The organism is Bradyrhizobium aeschynomenes, assembly GCF_013178945.1.
Taxonomy (GTDB): Bacteria; Pseudomonadota; Alphaproteobacteria; order Rhizobiales; family Xanthobacteraceae; genus Bradyrhizobium; species Bradyrhizobium aeschynomenes.
Genome location: NZ_JABFDM010000007.1, coordinates 389,308 through 405,265, shown reverse-complemented (window position 1 = coordinate 405,265; position 15,958 = coordinate 389,308). Strand labels below are relative to the sequence as shown.

The window sequence follows — 15,958 nt, the reverse complement described above, 5'->3', positions numbered from 1 at the left end:
TAACACCGCAGACGAAGGAGCGCCATGCCGGATCGGGACGTCCAGGGCTGCAACTTCTGGCTTTTGCATCCGTAATATCGGATTGTAGGAGATCGATTGTTTCGCGGAGTGCAGGGACAGGTGAAGGCGCTTCGCTACATCTTCCACGTCGTCATGGATGCGTTCTACACGTTCCTCGCCGATGACGGCTGGGCGATTGCCAGCCACATCGCGCTGTCCACCCTGATGGCGCTGTTTCCCTTCCTGATCGTGTTGACGTCGCTCGCCGGCTTTCTCGGCTCCAAGGACCTCGCCGACCAGGCCGCCACCCTGATGCTCGAGACCTGGCCGGCGCAGGTCGCGGATGCGCTGACCGGCGAGATCCACGACGTGCTGACCACGACCCGGACCGACGCGCTGACGATCGGTGCCGTTCTCGCGGTCTATTTCGCCTCGAACGGCGTCGAGGCACTGCGGGTCGCGCTCAACCGCGCCTATGGCGTGATCGAGCAGCGCCGCTGGTATTGGCTGCGGCTGGAATCGATCGGCTATACCCTGGTTGCCGCGATCACGGCGCTGGCGATGTCGTTCCTGATCGTGCTCGGCCCGCTGATGCTGGCCACCGCCCGGCGCTATCTGCCGCTGGCGGTCGAGGCCAATGAGCGCTTCGTCAACCTGTCCCGCTATGGCATCACCATCAGCGCGCTGGTCGTCGCGCTGTTCATCCTGCACGCCTGGCTGCCGGCGGGGCGGCGCAGCTTCATGCAGATCATGCCAGGCATCGTCTTCACCTTCGTCGCCTCGCTGGTCTCGGGCATCGTGTTCGGCCAGTACCTGGCGCGCTTCGCCAACAACTACGTCACCATGTATGCCGGACTCGCGTCCGTGATCATCGCGCTGGTGTTCCTGTATTTCATCGCCGCAATCTTCGTGTATGGCGGCGAATTGAACGCCTCGATCATCAAGTCGCGGCTGCCGCGCGGCGTGTCGCTCCAAGAAGCGCAGTCGCTAGAGCCCGCGGTGAAACAGGCTTGAGCAGGAACGCGTCCGCGCCGGCGGCGCGCGAGGCCGCCTCGTCCTCGCCGCGTCCGGACACGCCGATGATCGGGATGGTCCCGTGGGGCGCACCAAGGGCGCGGATCTGGGCGATCGTCTCGATGCCGTTGATGCCGGGCAGCACCATGTCCATCAGCACGGCGTCGTAGCTGCCGGCAGCGACCCGCTCGGGCGCGGCTTCGCCGCGACCGATGAACTCGGCCTGATGGCCGAGCTCGTTGAGGATGGTGTTGAGCACCACGCGGCCGAACGGATTGTCCTCCACCCCGAGGATGCGCAAGGCCCGGGTCGGGACCAAGGTGACGCCATCCTCGCCGCCCTCCGCCGTCGTCTGCGGGACCGCCGCAACGGTCAGCGTGACCGTCAAGGTGAAGGTCGTCCCGCCGCCCTCGTGCGGCTCGACCGCGACATCGCCCCCCATGGCGCGGGCCAGCTGCCGGACCGAGGACAGGCCGAGACCCGCGCCGCCAAAGCGCGAGGCAATCGAGACGTTGGCCTGGCTGAAGGGACGGAACAGCCGCCGGATTTCCTGGAGGGTCAACCCGATGCCGGAGTCGGAGATACGAAAGGCGACCGCGACCTTGCCCTTTGCTGTACTTTTGACGGCTTTTGGCGCCTTGCCGCGCCCGGCCTTGCCGGCCAGCCCGATCTCCAGCGCCACGCCGCCCTGCTCGGTGAACTTCACCGCATTGTCGATCAGGTTTTCCAGCGCCGCACGCAGGCGGACGGGATCGCCGACCACGAGCCCCGGCAAGGACTCTGACAGGTCGACCCTGGCCTCCAGGCCCTTCGCCGCGGCGCGGCCGGACAGCGAGTCGCCGGCAGCCCGTGCCAGCACGCGGAGATCGAACAGATCCTCGCGCAGCAGCGCCCCCGTGGTCTCGTCCTTGGCGGCGTCGACGAACAGGGTCGCCAAGCTGGAGAGGTGCTCCGCGCCGGCCTTGATGGTGTCCACCCAGCGCCGCTCGCGCTCGCCGAGTTCGGATGTGGCGAGCAGGTCGCTGATCGCGAGAATGCCCGTCAGCGGCGTACGGACCTCATGGGCGAAGACCGCGAGCGCGGCCTCGACGACACCGGGCCCAGGCAGGGCGCCATCAGCGGTCTTTGGTCGCGGCTTGCTCGCCTCTTGTCTGGCCGAACTGTATCGGGCTCCGGCCATGCCGGTCACCTGCGGGACGTGCTTCTTCAGAGGCCGCGCCTTCGCGCGCTCTTTCACCGGTGCCGCGGCTGTCGCTTTCGACGACCGCTTAGAAGACGACGGCCTCGAAGAAGTCTTGGACGACTTGGTTTCAGCAAGCGATTTGGTCGTGCCGGCGCGCTTGGCAGCCGGCTTGGCCGGGCGGGCCCGACGCCCCGTACTCGTGTTCCGAACGCGCTTCATCATGGCCCCTGTGACATGAACTCCGAAAAACGAAGGGGCACTTGTCTTGTCATGTCTCGCCGTGCCGCTTTCGATTGAAGCTCCCGATTACCCCGCGCTACCGAGCAGCATGGCACGGTCGTTTCCGGGTGTCACGATGCCCCGGAGGTTGTCCCCTCCGGAAACATGTGGAGACAGCGGGACTTGCGCGAGGACACGGCTAGACCAAGCCGATCCTGTGTCGGATTTCGGCCGGAGAGACGCCTTCCGCGCGCAGAGCGCGCAATCCTGTCGCCTGGCTCGACTTGGAGAGCTTCTGGCCGCGGTCATCGCGAATCAGTTGGTGGTGCCGATAGGTCGGCGCCGGCAGTCCGAGCAGGGCCTGCAAGAGCCTGTGCACGCTGGTCGCATGAAACAGATCCTGACCGCGGACGACCTCGGTCACTCCCTGGAGCGCATCGTCGATCACGACCGAGAGATGGTAGCTGGTCGGCGTCTCCTTGCGCGCCAGGATGACGTCGCCCCAGGCCTCTGGCCGCGCATCCACGCCCCCCGTCTCGCCGGACGGGCCGGCGCCCAACTCATCCCAGCTCAGCCGCCCGGCACGTCCGACCGCGGCGGCCATATCGAGCCGCAGCGCATAAGGCTGGCCGCCGGCGATCAGCTCTGCACGCTGGGCTTCGGACAGGGTTCCGGCGCTTCCCGGATAAAGCGGCGCGCCGTCAGGATCGCGGAGCCAGCCGCCGTGCGCCTCGCGCTCCGCCACCAGGCGGGCGATCTCGGCCCGGCTCTCGAAGCTCGGATAGACCAGCCCCAGCGCCCGCAGCCGGTTCAACGCAGCGCCATAGTCGGCGAGATGCTCCGACTGCCGCCGCACCGGCCGCTCCCAGACGATGCCGAGCCAGGCGAGATCTTCTTCGATCGCCTGCTCGAACTCCGGCCGGCAGCGGGTCTGGTCGATATCCTCGATGCGCAGCAGGAAACGGCCGCCGCTCTCCTGGGCGCGCCGGAAATTCAGCAGCGCCGAATAGGCGTGGCCGAGATGGAGATAGCCGTTCGGGCTGGGGGCAAATCGGAAAACGGGTGGCGTCATGGCGATATCGAGGAAACCAATCCCTGCTTCCCTGCTCCCTGCGCCTCGGATTCCAGACGCTCAACCACGGTCCGGTAAAATTGCTCCGCCTGCTGCATCATCTCGGCCGAACTGCCACGAGCGTCGCCGAAGGCCGACCGGGCCAGTTCGAATTCGACATCGATGAAGTCGGCGACGGCCATCGGCAGCGCCGCGCTGCCAAGCTCATGGGTCAGCGCCTTCCGGCGCAGGAGATCCGCGACCTCTTCGCTCAGCGCGGCGGGCGGATCGCATTCGGCCATCAAGGTCGGGAAATGCATCGGCGCCACGGCTTCGGCCGGATGCAAGCGGAGCCAGCGCAGCGTCGCAGCAGGCCGCAGCGCATAGAAGATCTTCTTCTGCGCCACGCTGGTGCCGTCGCCGAAATACACCCGCCGCTGCCGCTCGCCGAGATGCAGATAATGCCGCGCGATGGCGTCGCGCCTCGCCGCGCCTCTGGCGAAGGCCAGGAAGTCATCACGAAACCAGGCGACGCCGCGATACACCACCGGCGAGCGCAGCCATTCGATGATCACGGCATTGCCCTTCAGCAGAAGACGCAACGCCTTGGCGAGATCCCAGCCATTGGCGTCGAAATCGTCCTGCAGCGGAAACTCGATGACGTCGCGCACCGGCCACGGCTTGATATGGTCGGCGGCGCGACGCACATAGACGAACCGGCAATCATAGTCGCTGTCGGGCGAGGCGAAGCCCCAGGCGCGGCTGCCGCTCTCGATGGCCAGAGGCAGGAACACGCCGTGCTCGCGAACCACACGATCCAGCAGGGAGTCGACCCCGGCCACCTTGTCGCGGTCCATGTCCGAGGGGATGTTACGCAAGCTCATGAGAGTTCCAACTTTGACTGATCCTGCCTTAGCCCCGGCTCTTCGTGCCGTCCACCCGGCTGGGCATTGCGCAGCTCGGAGCAGCGCGACAGCCCGATGACCCTTCATCTCGACAGCCAGGACATCCTCGAGGACGCGATCCGAGACCTCGTCAGACAGGACACCCGCCTCGCGCCGATTCTGCAGGTCACCGGCATGCCGGCGCTGCGGCGGCGGGAGCCGGGGTTTGCCGGCCTCGCGCACATCGTCTGTGGCCAGCAACTGTCGACTGCCAGCGCGGCGGCAATCTGGGGACGGGTGCAGGCGGCGTTCGATCCGTTCGACGCGGATGCGATCCGCCGCGCCCGCGCCGACCGGCTGGGGCGGCTCGGGCTGTCGGCCGCCAAGATCAAGACACTGAAGCACATCGCGCGCGAGCTCGGCGCGGCGCGGCTGAACTTCGACGTGCTCGCCAATGAGGACGCCGACGCGGCGCACGCGACCCTGACCGCCCTTCCCGGCATCGGCCCGTGGACCGCAGACGTCTATCTGCTGTTCTGTCTCGGCCATGGCGATGCCTGGCCGGCGGGCGACCTGGCGGTGCAGGAGGCGGTGAAGGTCGGGCTCGGCCTGGCCACCCGTCCGACCGCGAAGCAGATGATGCCGCTCGCGGAAGGCTGGCGGCCGCTGCGCGGCGCGGCGGCGCATTTGTGGTGGAGCTACTACCGCGTGATCAAGCAGCGTGAGGGCGTCGTCGGATAGAACCCTATCCGCCCGCCTCGGTCCCGGGTTACGCTCGGCAAACGTCGGGGCCGCACGGACATGACGGCCGGGAGGATACGCATGCTCGACCGGACGCACGACCTCACGGCGACCGTCGAGAGCTGGCTCGCCGCGTTCGCACAGGCGCTCGCAGCGCCCGACGCCGGCGATCTCACAAGTCTGTTCCAGGCCGACAGCTATTGGCGCGACGTGCTGGCGCTGAGCTGGCGCATCAAGACGCTCAATGGGCGCGAGGCGATCCTGCGCGAGCTGCCGGCCGATGCGCGCGCGGCCGCGCCGCGTGCCTTCGCCATCGCGGCGGGACGCGCCGCCCCGCGCCGTGTGACGCGCGCCGGCACCGACAGCATCGAGGCGATCCTTCAATTCGAGACCACCCAGGGCCGTGGCTTCGGCATCGTCCGGCTGATCCCGGATGCCGCCGATGGCCAGCGCCCGAAGGCCTGGACGCTGCTGACGGCGCTCGACGAACTCAAGGGGTTCGAGGAGCCGATCGGCGCTCACCGGCCGCGCGGCCAATCCTATTCGCGCGACTTCCGCGGGCCGAACTGGCTCGACCAGCGCGAGGCCGCGCGCGCCTATGCCGATCGCGATCCCGCCGTGCTGGTGATCGGCGCGGGACAGGCCGGGCTCGCCATCGCCGCGCGGCTGACGATGCTGCAGATCGACACGCTGGTGGTCGATCGCGAGGCCCGGATCGGCGACAACTGGCGCAAGCGCTATCACGCGCTGACCCTGCACAACCAGGTGCAGGTCAATCACATGCCCTACATGCCGTTTCCGCCGAGCTGGCCGGTCTACATCCCCAAGGACAAGCTCGCCAACTGGTTCGAGGCTTATGCCGAGGCGCTGGAGCTGAACATCTGGACCGCCACGGAATTCGAAGGCGGCACCTATGACGAGGCGGCGCGGCGCTGGCGCGTGACGCTGCGCCGTGCAGACGGCAGCCAACGCGTCATGCAGCCTGCTCACATCGTCATGGCGACCGGTGTGAGCGGCATTCCCAACCGGCCGGAGCTGCCGGGCCTCGCCGACTACAAGGGCACGCTGCTGCATTCCAGCCAGTATGGCGACGGCGAGCCGTGGGCCGGCAAACACGCGCTGGTGATCGGCACCGGCAATTCCGGCCACGACATCGCGCAGGATCTCCAAGCCGCCGGCGCCGAGGTCACCATGGTGCAGCGGGCGCCGACGCTGGTCACCAACATCGAGCCTTCGGCGCAGCTCGCTTATGCCGCCTACAATGACGGCACGCTCGAGGATAACGACCTGATCGCGGCATCGATGCCGTTGGCGCTCGGCCGGCGCAGCCACCAGATGCTGACGGAACAGTCGAAGCAGCTCGACCACGCGCTGCTCGACGGCCTCGCACGGATCGGCTTCAAGCTCGATTTCGGCGAGGACGGCACCGGCTGGCAGTTCAAATATCTCACCCGCGGCGGCGGCTATTACTTCAACGTCGGCTGCTCCGACCTCCTGGTCAGCGGCGCGGTCAAGCTCATCCAGTTCGATGCGATCGCGCGCTTCGGCGCCGAGGGTGCGGAGCTGAAGGATGGACGCAAACTGGCGGCCGACCTGATCGTGCTCGCCACCGGCTACAAGCCGCAGGAGGAGCTGGTGCGCCGGCTGTACGGCGAGGCGGTCGCCGACCTGATCGGTCCGATCTGGGGCTTTGGTCGCGGCCAGGAACTGCGCAACATGTACACGCGTACGCCGCAGCCAGGGCTGTACTTCATCGCCGGCAGCCTCGCGCAGTGCCGCATCAACTCCAGATATCTCGCGCTGCAGATCAAGGCGATCGAGGAGGGCTTGCTGCCGGCCGGCGTATCGGGCTGAATGGCCACCTTGGATCACGGAGACCATGGCATGTCCGCTACCCTCGGCACCGGCGACTACACCTATCGCGTCGTCAAGAACTGGGCAAAGCTGCCCGAGGGTTTTGCGCTGACCGACGTCGCCTCGGTTGCCGTCGACAGCCGCGACCGCGTCTACGCCTTCAACCGCGGCGCCCATCCGATGATCGTGTTCGATCGCGACGGCAATTTCCTGCGAAGCTGGGGCGAGGGCCTGTTCAGCCGCGCCCATGGCCTGTCGATCGATGCGGACGACAATCTCTACTGCACCGATGACGGCGATCACACCGTGCGCAAATGCACTGCTGACGGCAAGGTGCTGCTGACCATCGGCCTGCCCGAGCGCCCCAGCCCGTTCATGAGCGGCGAGCCGTTCAACCGCTGCACCCATACCGCGCTGTCGCCGTCGGGCGAGATCTACGTCTCCGATGGTTACGGCAATGCGCGGGTTCACAAATACACGCCCGAGGGCAAGCTGCTGCGCAGCTGGGGCGAGCCGGGCTCCGATCCCGGCCAGTTCAACATCGTTCACAACATCGCGACCGACGCGGACGGCTTCGTTTACGTCGCCGACCGCGAGAATCACCGCATCCAGATCTTCGATGGCAACGGCCGCTACGAAACGCAGTGGAACAATCTGCACCGGCCCTGCGCATTGTGCGCCTGCGGAGCGAAGCGCAAGACCTTCATCATCGGCGAGCTCGGTCCCGGCATGCCCGTCAATCTCAACGTGCCCAATCTCGGGCCGCGGCTGACCATCACCGACGCCGGCAGGCGGCTGGCGCGGCTCGGCGGCGAGCACGGGCCGGGCCTGGAAACGGGGCGTTTCCTGGCGCCGCATGGCCTCGCCATCGACAGCCGTGGCGACATCTATGTCGGCGAGGTCGGCGTCACCAATTGGAGCACGAGCTTTCCCGGCCAAGCCATGCCGGCAGAGGTCAATACCCACCGCTGCTTGCAGAAGCTGGAGCGGGTGGCCACCTGACGGCACCGGGAAACCGTGGGGAGAACGACGCCGGATTTGCGAGCGAGTTGCACCGCAGATATCCACGCTATTGCCTTGCATCCGACGTGCTTTGGGCGCAGGCTCGAAACGTGGACAAGAGGGGCCCAAGCCATTCTTGGGGCTTCACAATCCCGTCACGCTGCATGTAGTATGTCAGGGCATGCTGCTTTGCAGCCGTATATGGAGGCCAGGAGCGTTACTTGAACGCACATGTCTCACAAGGCGGTTGGCCGGTGTTGGTGCTGAACGCGGACTTCCGGCCGCTGAGCTACTATCCGCTGTCGCTTTGGTCCTGGCAGGACGCGATCAAGGCGGTGTTCCTCGATCGCGTCAACATCGTCGAGTACTACGACAGGGCGATCCGAAGTCCCTCCTTCGAAATCCAGCTGCCCAGTGTGGTGTCGCTGAAATCCTTCGTGAAGCCGACGACCCATCCGGCCTTCACCCGCTTCAACGTCTTCCTGCGCGACCGCTTCGCCTGCCAGTACTGCCACTCCGGCGACGACCTCACCTTCGATCACGTCATTCCGCGCAGCAAGGGTGGCCAGACCACCTGGGAGAACGTCGTCGCCGCCTGCTCGCCCTGTAATCTGAAAAAGGGCAACCTGACGCCGCAGCAGGCCAAGATGTTTCCCAAGCAGGCGCCCTACGCGCCGACGGTCCATCAGCTCCACCGCAACGGCCGCCTGTTCCCGCCGAACTATCTGCACGAGAGCTGGCTCGACTATCTCTACTGGGACACCGAGCTGGATCCGTAGCAACGGGCCGGTACGGCTGTTCGGTGCACGTGGCTTGACCACCGCTGCATCAGTCAGCGCGCGGCGGCTTCGCGTGGCGCGCGACGTAGCCATCCGTGCGATTCGACCAGCGCCGCCGCACGAACCCGCGCCATGCGAGTCCGCAGGCGGCCGCAAGAGCGTTCGGCTGGGGCGGTTACGCTCGCACGCACATCGATGTTCGCCAGCCCCGGACAAGTGCCGCTGGCCCGCCTCGTCTGCACGTTCCTCTGAGTGACGAGGATCACGCAAGCAGGAGGCCCGGTTCGACTTTCGGTTGTCCGGCTCGAACGCCGCTCGTTTCCAGTCCGACCGATGATCACGGCGCCAAACGGTGCGTTCGACCGGGCACGCCGAACATCACGCCATCGATCAAACGGGTACAGGAGAAGGATATGGATATGAAGCTTTTGGCCAAGATGAACTGTCGGGTCCCGGCATTGATCCGGAATCCGGTCACCGCTTTCACGCTCGCGGCCCTCGTCGCCGGGGCCGCGTCGGCTTCGACGGCAGCGAGGGCGGCTGAAGGCTGCAACCCGCCATGCCCGAAAGGGCAGGTCTGCGCATTCAAGGACGCGAGAGGCGGCAATGGAGAAACGGTCTGCAAGACCCCGATCAAGATCGAGTGCCCCAACAACAACGACCCGCTCTGCGGTTTGAAGAACACGACGGGTCCGAGCTCACTGCGCGCCAAGTAGCTGAGCCCGCCACGGGCGGCGTCGAGCGACCGATCGCAGGCCTGTGACGCAACACCACCTCGACGCACTCCGCCGCCCGGCCTTGCCGGAGCACGGCGGAGTGCGACCGCGGCTGTCTTGCCTTCGGCGAGAACGATCGGATCGCGCCAAACGGTGCGGCCACGAAGGCCCGCACCGTCCCCACTCCGGCCGCCTGGACGGCCAACAAGGCGATGGCAGTACGGTATTATTTGACGGATTAACTCCACCTTAGGCCTCCGTCCAACATGCTCCTGCGCTGCCGCATGGCCGCCACCAGAGCTGCCTTCTTCCGTGACCGATCCAGCAGGGCCATCCGTTTCGCGCATGCAGACCGCTCCCACCGACCCCAAGGCGGCGGCGCTCGCGAAAGCCCAGGCCGCCAGCTCGCTGCAGAACATCGCCCTGACCCTGTTTGCCAACGTCGCCATCGCGGTGTCGCTGGCGCTGCTGATCTATCTGCGGGAGGGCAGCGCGCCGATCCTGTGGTGGCTGGCCGCGGCCGTGGCCTTTGCCGTGCTGCGCGCCGCATGGGTCTCGCACCTGAAATCGTCGGGAAAGATCGAGCGACATCCGCATCGCGTGCTTCGCGGCCTGACGATCATGGCGTTCGTCAGCGGATTGCTCTGGTCGGTGGTCCCGCTCGGCCTGCCGGTCTTCACGCATGCGCACAACGTCAACGACGTCGTCTTCATCATGGCCGGCACCACGACCGGCGCGATCATCCAGAGCCTGGCCTATTCGCCGATGGCGATCGCCTTCGGCGCGCCGTTGATGGGCGCCACGATCCTGCGGATGCTGCTCTCCGGCGGCGACGTCGGCTATATCGTCGCCGCCGACATCGCGTTCCTCACCGTCATGCTGTTCCGCGCGGCGCGGCTCGGCGAACGCAACTTCATCGCCAGCCAGAGCACGACGATCGCGGCCACCGAGCTGGCCGAATCGCTGGCCGCGGCCAACCACACGCTCGAACGCCTCGTGAGCATCGACTCGCTGACCGGCCTGGCCAATCGCAGCCACTTCCGCTCCGTGGCCGGTGCCGCCTGCGCTGCGGGGCGCGGCGTGGCCTTCCTTCTGTTCGACGTCGACAACTTCAAGATCATCAACGATACCCGCGGCCATGATGCCGGCGACCGCGTGCTGCAGACCGTGGCCGCGCTGCTGCGCTCGGCCTGCAGCGGGGACGATCTCCCGGTCCGCCTCGGCGGTGACGAGTTCATCGTGGTGCTGCAGGGTGAGGATGTGGCCAATCGAGCCGTTGCCCTCGGCGAGCGGCTGATGCAGGCGCTGCTGCGGCCGGTGATGATCGCCGGCCAGCCACTGGCCGTGAGTTGCTCGATCGGCATCGCCACGCAGGCGGAGGGCGCCATCGACCTGGAGGAGCTTTCGGCCCGGGCGGACGCTGCGCTGTACCGCGCCAAGGACGACGGCCGCGCCTGCATGCGGGTGTTCGACGCAAAGATGCAGTGCGCGCTCACGCTGCAACGCCGCCTCGACGCGGAGCTGCCGGCGGCGCTGGCGCGGCGCGAGCTCCATGTCGAATTCCAGCCGCAGGTCGCGATGGCGACCCAGGAGGTCATCGGCTTCGAGGCGCTGCTGCGCTGGAAGCACCCGACCGCCGGCCTCATTCCACCGCCCGACATCGTCTCCGCCGCGATCCGGCTGCGCCTGTCCGGCCAGCTCACGGAATTCGTCGGCGAGCGCGTCTGCGCGTTCCTGCGGGCGCTCGACCGCAAGAAGGCGCAAGCCATCCGGGTCTCGATCAACGTCTCGCCGCGCGAGTTTCCGATCCACTCGCCGGCCCAGACGCTCAAGCTCGTGACCGAGCGCTACGGCGTCGATCCCAGGCGGATCGAGATCGAGGTCACCGAGGAGGCGATGTTCGATCCCAAGCGCTGCGCCGATGAACTCAAGCTGATCGACGAGCACGGCTTCGCGCTCGCGATCGACGATTTCGGCGTCGGCCATTCCTCGATTGCCAACCTGATGGCGGTCGAGATCGACACCATCAAGATCGACCGCTCCTTCATCGACGGCATCGCCGGCAATCGCAGGGATCAGCAACTCGTCGCCGCCATCACCGCCGTGGCGCTGCCGCTCGGCCATCGCATCATCGCCGAGGGCGTCGAGCGCGAGGCGGATGCGGAGTGCCTGCGCATGCTCGGCTGCTCCTACGGCCAGGGGTGGCTCTACGGCAAGCCGATGAAGGAGGACGACGCGATCGCCTGGCTCGTCCGGCATCGCGGCGCTGCTCCGCCGGCGGTCGCTCCCATCGTGGCGCGCAGCGCGTAGCCGCGATCGCACGCTCGCCGTCGTCGGCGTACCGCGCTTCACCCGCATCGCCTCAGGCATCGCGGCGGTCCTCATTATGCCGCCGGCGCCAGAATGGCTGCGCAGTGAAGCGGCGCTCCTGGCCGTACCAGGCCACGAGGTGATCGTCATAGGCTTGCCGGATCGCAGCCAGGCCGGTCGCGTACTCCGGCAGCGCCGCGGCATCGCCATCGAGGTGGCGATGGGCCGCCTCGGCCGCGGCAAGGCCGGTGTAGAGCGCATGGAACAGGCCCTGCGACGACAACGGATCGAAGGCAAGCGCGGCGTCTCCGGCCGCGAGCCAGCCCTCTCCGGCCGGCGGCGCAAGCGCGGCGCTGTGCGCGGCGCAGACGCCCGATGACGCGTCAGGCGCGAAGCCGCTGGCGGCGAGAACGGCGCCGAGCTCCGGCAGCCTTGCGGCGCGCGCCAGCAGCGCCGTGGCGCTGCGGGTGTCGGACGCCGCGCCAAGGTCGGCATCGGTATGGAACGCGAGCACGCGGCGGTCGCCGGGCAGCGGCGCGGTGTACCACCAGCCCTCGGGCTCCGCGGCCGTGAAGGTCACGCCGGCGTCGGCGGCCCGTCGTGCGGTCCCCTGAACCCAGCCGCACAGCAGCTTGTCGCCGGCGTTGCGCCGGCCGCCGAACGGCCGCAGCAGGGTCGAGCTCCGGCCGCCGGCATCGATCAGAAGCGGCGCCCTCACCAGCAGGCGCTGGTCGCGATGGGCGACGCGCAGCTGCCATGCGCCATGCTCCCACGCGACGCCGATCGGGTGCGCCGGCGACAGCACGGCGGCGCCGCGGGCCGTCGCAGCGGTGCGCAGCATCGTTTCGAAGCGGACGCGATCGAGATGCCAGCCATGGCCGAGGGGATCGCGGATCGAATCCTGCTCGTCGGCCGCGGCGCCGCCCCACACGCTGCGGCGGACGTAGCAGGGCGCATGGCGATCGGCGGCGAAGGCGTCCCACAGCCCCATGTCCGCCAGCAGGCGGCGGATCGCGCCGGGCACGGACTCGCCGATGCGCGGGGCGGGCGCCGCGTTGCGCTCCAGCACCAGCACGCGGCGGAACGGCGCCAGATTGAGCGCCGTCGTCGCCCCGGCGGGGCCGCAACCGACGACGACGACATCGGCCTCGATCATTCCGTTCGACGTCCGAGACCTCCCGGGAAGCGCCGCACCTTCTCGATCTGCGTCAGGTCGACATCGACGAACACCGCCGGCGTGCCGCGCTGGCTCGACACCCGCGTCCCCGCGGCGCGCAGCTTCTTCTGCGCCTGCGGCGTATCGGTCGCGTCCTTGATCGGCTCGTGCTGATCCTCGACCTCGATCATGGCCGGGAACGCCGCATCGCCGGGACCCTTGCGCACCTCGACGACGCCGAGATGATCGAAGCCGTGGATCATGTTGTTGATCTGGTCGGTGTAGCTCGTCGTTCCCAGCGGTGCGATCCAGGCGGCGCGGTTGGCGAAGGCGGCGAGCCGCTCCTGCATCGGCTTCCCGGTGTCCATCACGATGGCGTAGTTCTCCTTGGTGAGAACCTGGTTCGGCACCCGCGCCGGCCAGAAGCTCGGCACATAGGGATCGTAGCTCTTGTCGTAGCCGGAGCGGCAGCTCGCGGTGTCGGTCTGCCACGGCACGGCCATCCAACGCGTGATGCTGCCCGGCAATTGGCCATAGAGCGGCCCGTTCGGAATGGTGACGCCGTCGCTGGTCAGTACCTCGCCGAGGCCCGGCTCGATCCAACCCTCAGGCGCGTGCAGGAATCGAAACGGTTCGAGATACATCGTCGCGGCTCGCACCGGCCACGTCATCTCGCAGCCGGGATGGAACGCATCGGCCAGGCAGAATTCGAGCGCGGCGCGCGTCAGCGTCTCGCCTTGCGCCGCGACCGGCACCTCCTCGATCGTCGCCGGGGCCTTGCGCGCCGGATCATAGTCGGGATCGAAATCCCCCGCCGCCCATTGCTGCAACATCATCAGCTGCGTGTTGCTGAGAGAGGCGTGCTGCAGCGGCGTCTGCGCCGGCGGGATGTTCATGGCGTCGCCATACAGCCACGGCCACGGCACCGGCGACCAGGAATCGATCTTGTCGTTGCGGAACTGATTGGCGATCACCTTGCGCAGCTCGGCATTCGCCGCACTGCCGTCGCCGAGCCGTGCGATCCAGTCCGGGCTCGCGAAGTCGAACGCGCTGCGCCAGCCGAAGCCGGCGGCGAAGCCTGCATTCACCCATTGCAGGCCGTTGAGGCGCTGGAAGATCGGCAGGATGTCGAAGCTGAAGGATGGTCGTGCCGGGCGCGGCAGCTGACCGGCAGCAATGGCGACGTCGCGCATCAGGTCCCACAGCGTGCGCACCGATTTCTGCTGCGGTCCATAATTCGGCGGCGCCACGACGACCCAGGCCGGCACCACGTCGAGCGGCGCACCATCGAGCTCGACGCGCGCCGTCACGGGGCCGTCGGAAACGTCGTCGTGCCAGCCTTCATTGTTGGCGAAGGTGATGGCGCGGGAGTGGTCGAACGATGCCGAATGACCATGACCGCCGAGCACGAGCAGCCGTCCCTGCGCATCGGTGAAGACCTCGCCGAGATAGACGCGCTTGCCCATGAACTCGCCGCTGTCGAATTGTTGCGGCGGGGCATTCGCCCCGGACACCGCGCGCCGGCCAGGCTTGATCGAAAGGCGCGTGCGGTCGGCGACGGCGGCGTTGCGCAGCACCGTCGGCGGCGCGGAGGCCGCCTCGGGAATGTCGAGCGCGAGCTCGAAGCCATACCACGCCGCCTTGGTGTTCGCGAGCTCGACCGACCAGGTGATCTTGGCATCGTCCGCGGTGAGCTCCTTGACGATCACGCCGCGCGCATTGACGCCATAGATGCGAAAGCGCGCCGCCTGGCGCTTCAGCGCGCCTTGGGCATCGCGATAGAAGCCTTTGGGCGCCGGCGGCGGATCGGGCACCTCGGGGCCGATGAAGTAGTCGTGGGGGCTGGTGCCGACGCGGGCGATGCCGATCGAGGGATAGATCACCGCCTTGACGATGCAATGATCGGGCTCGGCTTTGGGCTCTGCCGCCGGGCGCGGTGCTGTCGGGTCCTGCAGCGGCTGGCCGTTCGCACTATGACGCACATCCGCGCTCGACGCATAGACCACCTTGCGCGCCGCGGCGATCGTCGACTCCTTGGCCGGCGCATTCACCTCCGGAACGCGCCAGATGTTGTAGGCGAGACCTTGGCCATACTCCGGCTGGCCGCGCTCGTTCACGTCCTGGCGGGGCAGCTCCAGGATGCCGACCTCGACGAACGGACTCTCGCTCTCCGGCCAGTCGACGGTCGCCCGGTCGAGCGGCATCGTCGCCGGATTGGTGCGCAGCTGCACCATGAAGCGGAAACGATAGGGACGCTGCGACAGCCTGAGCGCGAGGTCGGTGGCGAGATAGTCGGCGGCGTCGTTCGGCACGTTCTCCGGCGGCGTCTCGGGATCGAGACGATACTTCACGAACCGGTCGCCGCAGCGGAACGGCAGGATCGCCCAATAGGTCGTGGTCAGCACGCTGCCCTCGACCCGGGCCATGTCGTCGAGAATCTTCGCGGTTGTCGGATGCTTGGCGAGATAGCCGGGATAGTCGCCTGCGACGACGCCGGCGTAGGTGAACTCACACATCTGCTCGACGTCGTCGACGAAGAACACCGGGTAGTTCTGCATGATGATGTCGGCAGTGTCGCCGTGGGTCCCCAGCGCATCGCTTCCGGCGACGCCGAACAGCTTGACGCCGATGCCGAGCGTCGACTGCAGGTCCGGCGAGGTCGGCGACGTATCACTCGAGAAGCGGACCCAGGCCGGCAGGCGGCGATGGGCGAAGATGCCGACCTTGAGATCGGCCGGCAGGTCGGCGCGCATCTCCAAGGTCCCATGCGCAACGCCATGCAGTTTGCGGAACACCGGCCGCTCGGCCGGCCGCTGGCCGAGCGCGATGCGCTTCTCCTGAACGATGCCGACGAACATCTCGTCGAGGCGCTCGGTCGCCTGATGGGCACAGTCGAAGCAGGATGGAGGCTTGGGCGAGAACTCATCGGTCATCGAAATATCTCCCGGTAGGAGCGAAGGGCGCGCGGCGCTGAGGCGAATCTAAAAATTTATGTAACCAATGGTTGTCGAGCCTAGTCGCGCCGGGAATGACGGTCAAGCGTCGGACC

General features: G+C 67.5%; 12 protein-coding genes. 7 read left to right on the top strand and 5 right to left on the bottom strand.

What is annotated here, in order from left to right; all coding sequences use genetic code 11:
- Nucleotides 1–120: 120 nt before the first annotated feature.
- Nucleotides 121–1,014: a YihY/virulence factor BrkB family protein gene (locus tag HL666_RS22235; protein WP_172111729.1), complete on the top strand. Its 894-nt coding sequence runs from the start codon at nucleotides 121–123 to the stop codon at nucleotides 1,012–1,014.
- Here HL666_RS22235 and HL666_RS22230 read toward each other — a convergent pair.
- From HL666_RS22230 to HL666_RS22220, 3 genes are all read right to left on the bottom strand, one after another.
- Nucleotides 941–2,194, bottom strand: a complete 1,254-nt coding sequence (locus HL666_RS22230) for an ATP-binding protein (protein WP_246739166.1) — start codon at nucleotides 2,192–2,194, stop codon at nucleotides 941–943. The genes HL666_RS22235 and HL666_RS22230 overlap by 74 nt on opposite strands.
- Nucleotides 2,195–2,615: 421 nt before the next feature.
- The gene (gene gluQRS / locus HL666_RS22225) at nucleotides 2,616–3,488 is read right to left on the bottom strand and encodes a tRNA glutamyl-Q(34) synthetase GluQRS (RefSeq protein WP_172111350.1); all 873 of its coding nucleotides are present in this window, start codon (nucleotides 3,486–3,488) and stop codon (nucleotides 2,616–2,618) included.
- The gene (locus HL666_RS22220) at nucleotides 3,485–4,351 is read right to left on the bottom strand and encodes a DNA polymerase beta superfamily protein (RefSeq protein ID WP_172111351.1); all 867 of its coding nucleotides are present in this window, start codon (nucleotides 4,349–4,351) and stop codon (nucleotides 3,485–3,487) included. The genes gluQRS and HL666_RS22220 overlap by 4 nt, the downstream gene beginning before the upstream one ends.
- A 96-nt stretch (nucleotides 4,352–4,447) precedes the next feature.
- Between HL666_RS22220 and HL666_RS22215 the strand changes: the two genes are divergently transcribed.
- The 6 genes from HL666_RS22215 (at nucleotide 4,448) to HL666_RS22190 (ending at nucleotide 11,753) form a co-directional block, all read left to right on the top strand.
- Complete coding sequence (locus HL666_RS22215; RefSeq protein WP_172111352.1) at nucleotides 4,448–5,092, top strand: DNA-3-methyladenine glycosylase family protein; 645 nt, start codon at nucleotides 4,448–4,450, stop codon at nucleotides 5,090–5,092.
- A gap of 81 nt (nucleotides 5,093–5,173) precedes the next feature.
- A complete protein-coding gene (locus HL666_RS22210) occupies nucleotides 5,174–6,946 on the top strand; it encodes a flavin-containing monooxygenase (protein ID WP_172111353.1) in 1,773 nt (590 codons plus the stop codon).
- Nucleotides 6,947–6,976: 30 nt separating this feature from the next.
- A complete protein-coding gene (locus HL666_RS22205; protein WP_172183613.1) occupies nucleotides 6,977–7,948 on the top strand; it encodes a peptidyl-alpha-hydroxyglycine alpha-amidating lyase family protein in 972 nt (323 codons plus the stop codon).
- A 221-nt stretch (nucleotides 7,949–8,169) separates the two neighbouring features.
- Nucleotides 8,170–8,727: an HNH endonuclease gene (locus tag HL666_RS22200; protein WP_172111355.1), complete on the top strand. Its 558-nt coding sequence runs from the start codon at nucleotides 8,170–8,172 to the stop codon at nucleotides 8,725–8,727.
- Nucleotides 8,728–9,146: 419 nt separating this feature from the next.
- Nucleotides 9,147–9,443, top strand: coding sequence for a hypothetical protein (locus HL666_RS22195; protein WP_210262017.1), 297 nt, complete (start codon nucleotides 9,147–9,149; stop codon nucleotides 9,441–9,443).
- 345 nt (nucleotides 9,444–9,788) lie between these two features.
- Nucleotides 9,789–11,753, top strand: a complete 1,965-nt coding sequence (locus tag HL666_RS22190) for a putative bifunctional diguanylate cyclase/phosphodiesterase (protein WP_172183609.1) — start codon at nucleotides 9,789–9,791, stop codon at nucleotides 11,751–11,753.
- 52 nt (nucleotides 11,754–11,805) lie between these two features.
- On the opposite strand, the gene HL666_RS22185 is transcribed toward HL666_RS22190, so the two are convergent.
- Nucleotides 11,806–12,909 carry an NAD(P)/FAD-dependent oxidoreductase gene (locus HL666_RS22185; protein ID WP_172183607.1) on the bottom strand — a complete coding sequence of 368 codons (1,104 nt, stop codon included), beginning with the start codon at nucleotides 12,907–12,909 and terminating at the stop codon, nucleotides 11,806–11,808.
- Complete coding sequence (locus HL666_RS22180; protein ID WP_172183605.1) at nucleotides 12,906–15,842, bottom strand: LodA/GoxA family CTQ-dependent oxidase; 2,937 nt, start codon at nucleotides 15,840–15,842, stop codon at nucleotides 12,906–12,908. Before HL666_RS22180 ends, HL666_RS22185 begins: the two co-directional genes overlap by 4 nt.
- Between the last annotated feature and the right edge of the window lie 116 nt (nucleotides 15,843–15,958).